Source organism: Defluviitoga sp., from assembly GCF_035349255.1.
Classification (GTDB): domain Bacteria; phylum Thermotogota; class Thermotogae; order Petrotogales; family Petrotogaceae; genus Defluviitoga.
Map to the genome: position 1 here is coordinate 24,017 of NZ_DAOPSE010000009.1, position 13,040 is coordinate 37,056.

12 protein-coding genes are annotated in these 13,040 nt (G+C 31.2%); 11 read left to right on the forward strand and 1 reads right to left on the reverse strand.

Going from position 1 to position 13,040, the window contains the following annotated elements:
* Nucleotides 1–2 precede the first annotated feature (2 nt).
* The 7 genes from purQ (at nt 3) to purD (ending at nt 8,787) form a co-directional block, all read left to right on the forward strand.
* Nucleotides 3–668 (forward strand): phosphoribosylformylglycinamidine synthase subunit PurQ, encoded by a 666-nt coding sequence (gene purQ, locus PKN74_RS03825; RefSeq protein WP_472308780.1) that lies wholly within the window; start codon nt 3–5, stop codon nt 666–668.
* Nucleotides 661–2,856, forward strand: a complete 2,196-nt coding sequence (gene purL, locus PKN74_RS03830; RefSeq protein ID WP_472308782.1) for a phosphoribosylformylglycinamidine synthase subunit PurL — start codon at nt 661–663, stop codon at nt 2,854–2,856. Before purQ ends, purL begins: the two co-directional genes overlap by 8 nt.
* Nucleotides 2,850–4,211, forward strand: a complete 1,362-nt coding sequence (gene purF / locus PKN74_RS03835) for an amidophosphoribosyltransferase (protein WP_472308784.1) — start codon at nt 2,850–2,852, stop codon at nt 4,209–4,211. Before purL ends, purF begins: the two co-directional genes overlap by 7 nt.
* A 110-nt stretch (nt 4,212–4,321) precedes the next feature.
* Nucleotides 4,322–5,299, forward strand: a complete 978-nt coding sequence (gene purM, locus PKN74_RS03840) for a phosphoribosylformylglycinamidine cyclo-ligase (protein WP_472308786.1) — start codon at nt 4,322–4,324, stop codon at nt 5,297–5,299.
* A 52-nt stretch (nt 5,300–5,351) separates the two neighbouring features.
* Entirely contained in the window at nt 5,352–5,918 is a 567-nt protein-coding gene (gene purN / locus PKN74_RS03845; RefSeq protein ID WP_472308788.1) for a phosphoribosylglycinamide formyltransferase, read from the forward strand.
* Between the two features lie 59 nt (nt 5,919–5,977).
* Nucleotides 5,978–7,504 (forward strand): bifunctional phosphoribosylaminoimidazolecarboxamide formyltransferase/IMP cyclohydrolase, encoded by a 1,527-nt coding sequence (purH, locus tag PKN74_RS03850; RefSeq protein ID WP_472308790.1) that lies wholly within the window; start codon nt 5,978–5,980, stop codon nt 7,502–7,504.
* A 44-nt stretch (nt 7,505–7,548) separates the two neighbouring features.
* Nucleotides 7,549–8,787, forward strand: coding sequence for a phosphoribosylamine--glycine ligase (gene purD / locus PKN74_RS03855; protein WP_472308792.1), 1,239 nt, complete (start codon nt 7,549–7,551; stop codon nt 8,785–8,787).
* A 24-nt stretch (nt 8,788–8,811) separates the two neighbouring features.
* Here purD and PKN74_RS03860 read toward each other — a convergent pair whose 3' ends face one another.
* Nucleotides 8,812–9,156, reverse strand: a complete 345-nt coding sequence (locus tag PKN74_RS03860; RefSeq protein ID WP_472308794.1) for a hypothetical protein — start codon at nt 9,154–9,156, stop codon at nt 8,812–8,814.
* 213 nt (nt 9,157–9,369) lie between these two features.
* Between PKN74_RS03860 and PKN74_RS03865 the strand changes: the two genes are divergently transcribed.
* The 4 genes from PKN74_RS03865 (at nt 9,370) to PKN74_RS03880 (ending at nt 13,031) form a co-directional block, all read left to right on the forward strand.
* Nucleotides 9,370–10,416, forward strand: coding sequence for an L-threonylcarbamoyladenylate synthase (locus PKN74_RS03865; RefSeq protein ID WP_472308796.1), 1,047 nt, complete (start codon nt 9,370–9,372; stop codon nt 10,414–10,416).
* Between the two features lie 22 nt (nt 10,417–10,438).
* Nucleotides 10,439–11,203, forward strand: coding sequence for a type III pantothenate kinase (locus PKN74_RS03870; RefSeq protein WP_472308798.1), 765 nt, complete (start codon nt 10,439–10,441; stop codon nt 11,201–11,203).
* Between the two features lie 108 nt (nt 11,204–11,311).
* A complete protein-coding gene (locus PKN74_RS03875; protein WP_472308800.1) occupies nt 11,312–12,658 on the forward strand; it encodes a B12-binding domain-containing radical SAM protein in 1,347 nt (448 codons plus the stop codon).
* A gap of 118 nt (nt 12,659–12,776) precedes the next feature.
* The gene (locus PKN74_RS03880; protein ID WP_472308802.1) at nt 12,777–13,031 is read left to right on the forward strand and encodes a type II toxin-antitoxin system Phd/YefM family antitoxin; all 255 of its coding nucleotides are present in this window, start codon (nt 12,777–12,779) and stop codon (nt 13,029–13,031) included.
* Nucleotides 13,032–13,040 lie beyond the last annotated feature (9 nt).

Here is a 13,040-nt window from a genome sequence, read left to right on the forward strand (position 1 = left end):
TAGTGGAAATAAAAGCTGCTGTATTGGTGTTTCCTGGCACAAATGGAGAAAGAGACGCTTACTTTGCCTTACAAAGGAACAATTTTTCAGTTGATTATATATGGCATGATTTTGATAAATCTTTAGAGTATGATTTGATATGCTTGCCTGGAGGAGCCTCTTTTGGAGATTATTTAAGGCCGGGTGCATTTGCAAAACATTCTGAAGTTACAAAAAGCGTTGAGAAATATGTTTCAAAAAACAGAGGTTTAGTTATTGGTATAGGTAATGGTTTTCAAGTTTTAACCGAAGCTGGTATATTACCAGGTGCCCTAGCTTTAAATGAATCTAATTCTTTTATATGTAAATATGTTTTAGTTGAGATAACCAATTTTGAAACTCCCTTTACTAATTCAATAATTTCAGATGAGAAAATCTTCAAGTTCCCTATTGCTTGCAGATATGGACGTTATGAAGTTAATGAAAAAGATATCAATGAGAATCAAATTGTTTTAAAATATGTTCAAAATCCTAATGGATCATATGAAAACATAGCAGGTATTGTTAATAAAGATATGAATGTTTTTGGAACTATGCTCCATATAGAAAGAGCAGCTCATCCTCTATTTGGTTACGGTGAAAATAATCCAATTTTTGAATCAATTAGGAGGTTTTTATCTCGTGAATAATTCGATGAATATTCTACAGTTAGCCTTAAATTTAGGACTCTCAAATTTAGAATACAATCTGATTGTAGAAAGGTTAGGAAGAGAACCAAATGAATTTGAAATTTATCTTTTTTCTGCACAATGGTCTGAACATTGTGGATATAAACATTCAAAATATTATTTAAAGAAGTTAAATACTAGTTTTGAAAGTGAAAATGCTGGTTACGTAGAAATAGGAGATAAAGTAGTTGTTTTCAAAGTGGAAAGCCATAATCATCCAAGTGCAGTCGAACCTTACCAAGGTGCAGCTACTGGAATTGGGGGTATTGTAAGGGATATTTTGGCTATGGGAGTAAGACCTTTAGCACTATTAAATTCTTTAAAATTTGGAGAACTTACTAAGCCAAAAGTTAATAAAATTTTTAAAGGTGTCGTTTCAGGGATTAGTGGTTATGGTAATACAATAGGTATTCCAACTATTGCAGGAGAAATCTCTTTTCATGACACTTATAATAATAATCCTTTAACTAATGTAATGTGTATAGGGGTTGCCGATAAAAATAAATTAATGTCTTCTCGTGCAGATGGTCCGGATAAACTTATGGTGTACGTTGGTTCTAAAACAGGTCCAGATGGCGTTCATGGGGCATCTTTTGCTTCTAAAGAATTTGGTAAAGAAGAATCAATTGAAAGGCCTTCTATTCAAGTGGGTGATCCCTTTGCAGAGAAAAATCTAATTGAAGCTTCTTTGGAAATAATGCAAATCAAGGCGGTAAAAGCCTGTCAAGATATGGGAGCTGCAGGTATTTTGAGTTCTACATCTGAAATGGCTTACAAAGGCAATTTAGGGTGTGAATTATATTTAGATAAAATCCCAATAAGACAAGAAGATATAAAACCGTGGGAAATCATGCTTTCTGAATCTCAGGAAAGGATGCTTTTTTTAATCGAGAAAGGTAGCGAGGAGCAAATTAAGAAGATCTGTGATAAATACACGATAGAATTTTCAGTAATTGGAAAAACAATTAAAACACCATCATATAGAGTTCTGGAAAAAGAAGAGGGGAAGGTTCTTGCAGATCTACCCATTGAAATTCTGGTTAACGCCCCCGAATACTATCGAAACAACACTGTTCCTTCATCGTATTATATAAATCGAGGGCGAAAAATTCCCGAGGTAGAAGGCAGTATCGATTCTGTTTTGAAAAAGTTATTGGGTCATCCTACCTTAGGAAGTAAAAGGTGGGTTTATGAACAATATGATTACCAAGTTGGAACAAACACTTTAATTGTTCCTGGAGACGCAGATTCCTCAGCAATGTGGTTAAAAGGAACTCAAAAAGCTATAGCCGTTACAATTGATAGTAACGAGCTTTATACGTATTTAGATCCTTATGAAGGAACAAAAAATGTTGTTTATGAAGCAGCAAGAAATTTGATTTCTATCGGGGCTAAGCCCTTAGCAATAACAGACAATTTGAACTTTGGAAATCCTGAAAATAACGAAGTTTCTTGGCAATTCGAGCGGACTATTGAAGGATTGATAAGCGCAAGTGTAGAATTATGTACCCCTGTAGTAAGTGGAAACGTCAGTTTTTACAATTCTTATAATGACGTATCTATATATCCAACACCTGTAATCGGCATGGTTGGAGAAATTGAAGATGTTGATAAATTGCTCAATATGAAATTCAAAAGTGTTGACGACGAAATTTATCTAATTGGGAAACAACAAATAAATGTGGAAAAAATAGGCGGAAGTCTTTTTCTATATATTATAAAAGATTTTATCGGTGGTGAAATGGATACTGTAAATCCTTTGCGAGAAATACAGCTTAATAAATTTATTCTTGAACTGATTGATAACAGGGTGGTAAAAAGTGTACATGATGTTTCAAAGGGTGGTATACTGTTTGCTGTAGTAGAATCCTGTATTTGTAGTGACTTTGGTTTTGAGGGATACATTGGATCCAATGTTGAAGAGTTATTTGGTGAAAATCAAGGTATGTTTATTGTTTCAGTTTCACCTACAGATAGCTCAAAGTTGGAAGAACTTGCGAAATCAAAAAACATAGAATTTAGGAAACTTGGAAAAGTAGTAAGGAAAGAAAAAGGAATAAATATTGGAATTGAAAATTTTGATTTTAATGTTCTGAGTAACATTTATTTTAACTGTATCCCAAAGATTTTGGAGGACCATTTATGTTAAATGAGAACTGTGGATTATTTGCTGTCTATCATAAAGACTCTTCATTTAACGTGAGTGCACAAATTATTGAAGGTTTAATTGCGTTACAACATAGGGGGCAAGAGTCGGCAGGTATAGCCGTTTCTAATGGAGAAAACATACAAACATATAAGGGAATGGGGGTAGTGAACGATGTATTTCCAAAAGAGGTTATCAAAAGAATTAAAGGATCTTTTGGTATTGGACATGTAAAATACTCTACAAATGGTTTTTCAAACTATGCAAATGCTGAACCATTAACGGTTAAATACAAAGGAGAATTTTTTAGTGTCGCTCATAACGGTCAAATAGAAAACAGTGCTTTTTTGAGGGATCTATTTGAAGAAAAGGGAACCATTTTTTTTACTACTTCAGACACAGAATTAATACCTCATTTATTAGTAACAAACTTAAAAGGTGCGCCCTCAACTTGGGATCCTGAAAATATTGCAAAATTAATAGACAAACATATTTCTCCATCATATTCCTTACTTTTGTTATTTAAAAATAAAATAATTGCTTTAAGAGATAGGTATGGATATAGACCGCTGGCAATCTGTGAAACAGATGATGCAGTGTATTTAGCTTCAGAAGATAGTGCATTTAAATTCTTTAAATTAAATAATTCAAAAATAAGAGAAGTAGAACCTGGAGAAATGATAGAAATAAATTCAGAAGGTCTAAAAAGTTATAAAATAAATAAAAACAACAAATATCGATATTGTTTTTTTGAGCATATTTATTTTGCCAGACCTGATTCCAATATTTATGGTGATAATGTCCATCTAATGAGAGAAAAGCTAGGGGAGTTAACAGCTAAAGAGCATCCTGTTGAAGCAGATATAATTGTTCCCGTTATGGACAGCGGTTTTTCAGCAGCTCTTGGATATTCGAAAGCTTCCGGTATCCCTTTAGAGTTAGGTTTGATGAGAAACAAATATATAGGAAGAACTTTCATAGACCCTGATATACAGGAAAGAAAGTTAAGTGTAAGAAGAAAGCTTTCGCCAGTAAAGGAAGTTATTGAAAATAAAGACATAGTTTTAATAGATGATTCAATGGTAAGAGGTACAACTATGAAACATATAGTAAAGATGTTGAAAGAAAACGGGGCTAAAAAGGTTCATATCAGAATAGCTTCTCCTATGGTAGTGAACACATGTTATTGGGGTATAGATATTCCGGATAAAAAAGATATTATAGGAGCAAACAAAAGCAAAGAAGATATTAAAAGAATAGTAAATGCTGATTCACTCGAATTTTTATCTTTACAATATCTTTCAAACTATCTAGATGTAAAGGTTGCTAACTATTGTTTTCACTGTTTTCAGACATAGATTTTTAGACACTCCAAAAATCTAATGAATTCTAAAACAAGACTTTTACGACAAATAGAAACGGGAACAAGGGGGTGCATTTTTATAAACTTTTTAAATGGAGGAATAAAATGTTATACAAAGATTCGGGAGTAGATATAAACAAGGCAAATGAAAGTATTGCAATGATCAAAAATCTTATAGGTGAAAATATAGGAGTTTATGCGGGCATATTCCCAATAAACGGAATTTTGCAAGATTATGAGGAACCAGTATTAGTAGCAACAACAGATGGAGTTGGCACAAAGTTACAGCTTTTGCGGGAATATAAAATGTGGCAAACTGCTGCTATAGATCTTGTTGCTATGAATCTTAATGATTTAGTATGTATGGCAGCAAAACCTCTGTTTTTCTTAGATTATTATGCAACATCTTCTTTAAACAAAGATGATTTTGTGAGTTTTATTAAATATTTAAATGATACTCTTCAAAAATTTGATTGTAAGTTATTAGGAGGAGAAACCGCCGAATTACCTGGAGTTTTCAATTCAAACAGCGAAGATGTCGCAGGTTTTGCCGTTGGAATAGCTGAAAAAAGCAAAATATTCGACTATTCAAAAATAACAGTAGGAGATAAAATCATTGCTTTAACTTCTTCAGGTGTTCATTCTAACGGTTTTTCCTTAGTTAGGAAATTGTTAAATGAAAAAAAGATTAAGCTAACTAATGAGTTATTGTATCCCACTAAATTATACGTTAACCAAACCTTAAGGATTTTAGATCTTTTAAAAGGTGCTGCTCATATTACTGGTGGGGGTCTCACGGATAATCTTCCTAGAATAATTCCTAATGGTTTGTGTGCACATGTAGAATTCAATTGGGATCCACCAAAAGTTTTCGAGGATATTTTAAACGCTGGTGTAGATATTAAAGAGATGTTTAATGTCTTTAATATGGGTGTTGGAATGGTATACATAGTTTCAAAAGAAAATCTCAAAACAGTTTCAGAAATATTAGAAAACGAGTTTTCTGAAGAAGTTTTAATTATTGGAGATATCATGGAAACAAAAAGAGAAAACGATAACAAAAAAATAATTATAAGTATTTAATTCTCAATCTAGGTAACAAAAAACAGAAAATGGCTGAGGTGTTTATGTCTATATGAAAGAGATTATTATACTTGCTTCCGGGAATGGTTCTAATTTTGAATCTATATGTAAATATTTTTCAAAATCTAAATCAATACGGGTAAAACAACTTATCACTGACAATAAAGACGCCTTTGTAATCCAAAGAGCAAAAAGGTTAAATATCGATTATAAAATTATTGATTATAAACATTTTAAAAATAAAAGCGAATATAATCTGGCTCTTTTTGATCATCTAAAGTCTATAGATTTCGATTTAATGGTTCTAGCTGGTTATATGAGAATTTTACCAAATTATATAGTGAATCATTATAAAGGCAAAATAGTTAATATTCACCCTTCTTTACTTCCAAATTATAAAGGACTTAATGCGATTGCTAAAGCTTACGAAAACAAGGAAAGATATACAGGTATAACTATTCATTATGTTGATGAAGGAGTAGACACTGGACAAATAATTTTTCAAAAAAAAGTGAGAATTAGAAAAAAAGATACACTCGAAACCTTGGAAAAAAAGATACATAAAATAGAACATAAATACTATCCAAAAGTAATTGAAAAAATATTGTCTGAAAAGTAATAATTTTTATCTTTTAATTACATTTTTAACTCACAAAAATAGAAAGGAGTGTAAGTTAATTGATAAAAAGAGCTTTAATTAGTACCTACAAAAAAGATAAAATTGTGAACTTTGCCAAATCATTACAAGATCTAGGCATTGAAATTATTTCGACCGGAGGAACTGCTAAAAAATTAGTAGAAAATGGAATCAATGTTACATCTGTAGAAGAATTAACAAATTTTCCTGAGATATTGGGAGGTAGAGTGAAAACTTTAAATCCTTTAATCCATGGAGCAATTCTTGCAAGAAGAGATAACCTTGAAGACATGAATACATTAGAGAAACTACAAATAGAACCCCTAGATTTGGTTTATGTCAATCTGTATCCATTTCTTGAAGTAATAGAAAAACCAAACGTGTCTCTAGATGAGATAGTGGAGTATATTGATATTGGCGGGCCAACTATGATTAGATCTGCAGCAAAAAATTACAAACATGTTTTGGTTGTTGTTGATGATTGTGATGCCGATGTTTTAATCGATAAATTAAAAAACGAAGAGGAGATAACCGAAGACTTTCGTTTATATCTTGCGTTAAAGGCCTTTCAACTGACAGCATTTTATGATTCTTGTATTTATAATTATCTAGAAGATCTTGTTCCTTCTGCAAAAGGAACATTTGAGAAATATATTGCTCTTCCATTAGAACAATTCCAAGAAATGAGATATGGTGAAAACCCTCACCAAAAAGCCTCTTTTTATCAGAATCCCGTTAGAAAAGGAAGTATGACAACTTTCGAACAATTAAGCGGTAAAGAATTGTCGTATAATAATCTAAGAGATGCCCAAGCAGCTTGGAGGGCTGTAAATGAATATGAAGAAATAGCTTGCTGTGCTGTAAAACATAACACTCCATGTGGAATTGCCCTTGGAAATAGTGTTGTAGAAGCTTTCAAGAAGGCTTATGAATGTGATCCTGTCTCGATATTTGGGGGCATAGTCTCTTTTAATAGAAAGGTGGAAGTTGAGACTGCAAACGAATTAAAAAATATTTTTCTAGAGATAGTAATGGCTCCAGATTTTGATGAAGAAGCTCTAAAAATCTTACAAAAGAAGAAAAATCTGAGAGTTTTAAAGATGAAAACTAAACCAATGGATAAATTTGAATATATCTCTATAGACGGTGGAATGCTAGTTCAAGAAGTTGATAAAGGTTTTATCAATGATTTTAGAGTTGTCACAGAAACTCAAGTTCCAGATAATTTAAAAGACGAACTCATATTTGCTTGGAAAGCAGTAAAATACGTTAAGTCCAACGCAATAGTTGTTTCAAAAAATAAAGCTACCACAGGTATTGGTGGTGGTCAAACTAACAGAATTTGGGCTGCTATAGATGCACTAGAAAGGAGCAAAGACAAAGGAGCGGATGTGCTGGCATCTGACGCATTCTTTCCTTTTAGCGACGTTGTAGAAAAAGCGGCGGAATTTGGGATAAAAGCAATTATTCAGCCTGGAGGTTCCATTAGAGATAATGAATCTATTGAGGCGTGCAATAAATATGGTATTGCCATGGTATTTACTGAAATGAGGCATTTTAAACATTAAAGTAAATAGAATTAGTTTCTCACTGGGGAGGGTTCATGGTTATTATGAAAATACTAGTTGTTGGAAAAGGTGGGCGAGAACACGCTCTGGCTTGGAAATTTGCCCAAAGTGATAAAGTTGATGAAGTGTATGTAGCTCCAGGGAATGAGGGTATTTCTTTAGAAAAAAAATGTTCGGTAGTTGATGCTACAACAGTTGAACAGATCTTAAATTTTGCCAAAAGCAAAAAAATAGATTTGACTTTTGTGGGTTCGGAGGACTACCTTGCTAATGGGATAGTTGATGTGTTCAGAGAAGAAAATTTAGCAATCATCGGTCCTGAAAAAAAATCCGCTCATTTAGAAAGCAGTAAGGTTTTTTCAAAACAATTTATGAGAAGAAATAATGTTCAAACAGCAAATTTTGAGGTGTTTGATAACGCAAATAATGCTATTAACTTTGCTAAAAAAACAAATTATCCTGTTGTAGTAAAAGCTGACGGGTTGGCTTCAGGAAAAGGAGTTTTCATTTGCGATAATTTTGAGCAAGCATTTAAAGCAATTGAGGAAATGATGGTTGAGTCAAGATTTTCAGATGCTGGCAAGAACATTGTGATTGAAAGGTTTCTAAATGGTTTTGAAGCTTCATTATTTTTACTCTTAGATGCAAGAAACTATAAATTTTTTAACTTTTCAAAAGATCATAAAAAGTTGCTTGATGGGGAAAAAGGTCCCAATACCGGTGGATTAGGTGCAATAACTCCTCATCCAAGTATCGATGGAAGATTAATGAAAAAGATCGACAAAAAAGTTATTTTACCTACTATTAACGGTTTAGAAAAAGAAGATATATTCTATAAAGGGATTTTGTATATAGGGCTGTTAATAGAAAATGGAGAACCATATGTTTTGGAATATAATGTTAGATTAGGCGATCCAGAGGCTCAATCAATTTTATATCTTCTAAAGAGCGATATACTCGAACTGAGTGAAAATATAGTTGAATCTAATATTATGGATTCTAAAATAGAATGGTACGATGGATATTCTTTATGTTTGGTACTTTGTAGTGAAGGATATCCTTTTTCTTATATGAAAGGAGAAAAAATTCATTTTGAGCCTCGTATTGGTTCAAAAATATTCTTTTCAGGTGTAAAAAAAGTAGGGTCAGATCTTGTAACAAACGGAGGTAGAGTATTAAGTTTAGTAAATAGAGCAGCTACCTTAGAAGAAGCCAGAAAAGCAGTTTATCAAGATGCAGAAAGAATTCATTTTAATTCTAAATACTATAGAAAAGACATATAAAAACTTTTACAATTATAGCTAAAATTAGCTACTTTTATCAATATCGTGGCGTCGAATTTCTTCTTCAACTTTTAAATATCCATTTTTCATAGCCTTTTTACTTTTTTGGATTTCTAATTGATTGTTTTTTAATTTTTCTATCTGTTCTTTTATAAGATTGTGTCTGTGAATATCCTTTTCTAAAATATCATTTACAAATGTTAATACCCGGGGATCAGTTTTATAATCCTCTAATTGTTCCAAGAGAGCATATCTTCTATCTAGCGATTTTGACAATTCTTCAAAATCGCTATTTTTTATAAGATTATCCAAAACACTTTCAATCTTTTCTATTTCAGATATGATAAATTCAAGTTCATTGTAGCTCATATTAACTTCCTCCTTTTTTCCTTTTTATGTGTTTAAGTAAATTATAACAAAATTGATTAACTAATAACAAATAGTTGAGGATGATTATAAGTGTTTATACCTAATTGTAGCTAAATAAAACCGATTATTTTATTTTTTCTCGATTTTCTTGTATAATATAGATGGTAATTTTTCAAAATAAATTTGTTAATTAAATCGAAAGGATGGTCTACAATGAAGACTTCAGAAACGATTATATTAGAGATAGATCCATTTAATATTGAAGAAGAAAAAATAAAAGAAGCAGCAAAAGCGATTCGTGAAAATAAAACGGTTGTTTTTCCTACAGAAACTGTTTATGGTTTAGGTGCCAACGGACTATCTGAAGAAGCTGTTAAAAAAATCTTTATAGCAAAAGGTAGACCATTTGATAATCCTTTAATTTTACACGTGACAAATATAAAAGACTTTTTAGAATATGCTTATGTTTCTTACTCACTACTAGAAAAGATGGAAAAATTGGTACCTGGGCCGGTTACTTTTGTTTTGAAGAAGAAAAAAATTGTACCGGATATCGTTACTGCCGGTAAAGATACTGTAGCAATTCGAATGCCTGCACATCCAATAGCATCAAAACTAATTTTATATTCTGGAGTGCCAATTGCAGCTCCAAGTGCTAATATTTCTGGAAAACCGAGCGCTACTTTGTCTGATCATGTTATACATGATTTAAAAAATAAAGTAGATTACATAATAATTGGCGGAAAAGTTGAATTTGGAATAGAATCGACCGTTATAGATTTAACAGCTGGAAATAAACCAGTATTACTTAGGCCAGGACCTATTCCTCCTCAGAAAATAGCGGAAATTTTCGGTGATATAGTGGTGCCCGATTTTGCATACGGATACGTAGAAGCAGATTACATTAAAGCTCCTGGTATGAAATATAGACATTATTCTCCTGATACACCTGTAATATTGATAGAATATCAAGACAAAGAACAAATGATAAACAAAGTTTTAACAGAATACAATAAATACTCAAATCCTATAATACTTTGTCTGAGAGAGCATTATAACTTTTTCAAAGAAAGAAACATGAATTGTGATATCATTGGCAGTGAAGAAAATTATTATGAATTTGCAATAAAATTGTTTGAAATGTTACGAAAATACGATGAAAAAGTAGAGGTAATGATAGTAGAAGGAATAGAAGATAAAGGTATTGGTATTGCTATCATGAACAGATTGAGAAAAGCTGCTCATAAAATCATTAAATAAATAAATAAAGGAAGGAAAAATAATGGATCTTTTATTAGATATTGGAAATTCTTACACTACTGTAGGATACCATAATAAAGGAAATTTCACAATATGGCGTTTAGGGCCCAGTAGTTTTGAATCTGAAGATATGTTATTTGTAAACCTATTTACTCTTAGCAAACAATCAGATATCAATTTGTTTGAAACATCAAGGATAGGAATTTCTTCTGTTGTACCCAAAAACAATTTCATAGTACGTCAATTTTCGCTAAAATACTTGAAGATGACTCCTACATTCGTAAGTTCAAATCAAAAGATTAATAACATAGCATATTTAGTTGATTATCCTAAAGAAGTTGGTGCCGATCGCGTATCTAATATTATTGCTTCAAAACGTGAATATGGTGATAATGTTATTGCGGTAGATTTTGGCACAGCTATCACAGTTGATGTTATAGAAAATGGTAATTTTATAGGTGGTGCAATAATTCCAGGTTTTAACACTGCTATTAATTCCCTTTTTTCTAAAACTGCCAAATTACCTCAGGTGGAAATATCCTTTTTAGATTATAATATAGGAAAAAACACCATTGATAATATACAAATTGGAATTGTAAAAACTACTTTGTATGGTCTAGATAGATTGCTAAATGAAATTAAAAAAGAGAGAAAGAAAAATTTTTATATAGTTACAACCGGCGGGGATGCTAAATTTTTATCAAGAAAGTTTTTGAATTTTGATAAATACGATCCATACTTAACTTTGAAAGGTATTTTATATTATTTAGAGGAGATCAACGTATAATTTAGCAATAATAAAGTTCTTAAATAAAAGCGAATTCTATAAAATATATTAATAAATATTCTATTATTTCTTAAATCCCTAACTTATATTGTCTAAGGAGGAGTTTGCTTGAATTTTTTAGTTGTAAACCCGTGGATATATGATTCTGCTGCATATGATTTTTGGTTAAAACCTTTGGGTTTACTGTATAATGCTGAGATTTTAAAGTTATTAGGGCATCATGTTGTTTTTTTAGATCTATTAAATAGATACGATACGGATTTACTCAAGTTTAAAAGTCCTAAAGATAAAAAATATGGAACAGGTAAATTTTATACTGAAGTTGTTGAAAAGCCCGCTATATTAAAAAACATCCCAAGAGAGTTTAAAAGATATGGAATTCCTCTGAAAGTAGCTAAGAACAAAATAGAAGTTATTAAAAATGAACAAAAGATCGATGCCGTTTTTATAGGAGTTACTTTGACTTATTGGTATTATGGAGGATTAAAAACTATAGAACTGCTTAGAGAATATTTTCCTACACAACCATTTTTTTTGGGTGGAATTTATTCTACGATATATCCTCAACATGCTGATGAAACATTTTCAAAATATGATGTTATTGTGCTTCCAGGAACAGGTTTGAACCCTTTGATACAAGCTCTTCAAATTCTTGATTTATCTAAATCTTCTTTAAATAGTTTTGATTGGTTCGAGGAAACAGATTTGACTTACGATTTTTATGATTCAGTTCTTCCCTACGTAGTTTTAATTACTTCTATAGGATGTGTATTTAATTGTTCTTATTGCGTTACACCTAAAATGTGGCAATTTCAATTTAGAACCATACCAGCAATAATAAATAATATAAAATACATTTTAAGCAAAAGACCAGATATTAAAGACATAGCCTTTTTTGATGATGCTTTTTTACTAAGAAAAGACATACATGAATTATTAAAATCACTATCTTTTTTTAAAGTAAGATATCACCTTCCTAACGGTATTCATGCGAGGATGGTTACTCCTGAGATTTCTTCTCTTTTAAAAACAGCAAATTTTAAAACAATTAAATTAGGCTATGAAAGTCATGATTTTAAAATACAAAAAAATACCGGATTCAAAGTTACCAATACGGATCTTGTTAATGCAGTTAATAATTTAAAGAGTGCGGGATTTACAAATGAAGAAATCTCAGCATATATTCTTCTCAACCTTCCTGAACAAGATAAGGAGGATGTAATAGAGGCAATTGATTTTTGTTATGAATTAGGAATTGGCATAAATTTGAATGAATTTACACCTATTCCAGGAACTCAAGAATTTGACTACTTAGTTTCAAACAAATTTATTGACAAAGATATAGATCCTTTACTATTAAATAACACTTACTTACCTTATTGGAGTAACTTTGGATTATCCGAAGGGGAAATCAGAGAAATAAAACAGTATGCTAGATTGAAATATCAGCATTAGCAGGTTTTATCCCTAATTAGAGCTATTTAAATAGATTTATAACGAAACTTCTTTATTTTATTAAGGTTGACAAAGTTAATAAAAATGACTATAATTGTAGTCAAGGGGTGTTAATAAAATGAATTTAAGTGATGCCGTCTTTTATAGCCTCGCTGAAGCGAAAGCAAAATTTTCAAAGGTTGTGGATGAATCAAAATGTCATGATGTTATAATAACAAAAAACGGCGTACCAGTTAGCGTAATAATAAATTATGATAAATTTGTTAGAATGATGGAATTTATTGAAGAAATTAAAGATTTATCTCTTTTTGATTTGGAAGATTATGATAAATACAAGGATATACAAAAATTTTTTAAAGATTTTGACTATTAAAGTGGAGGT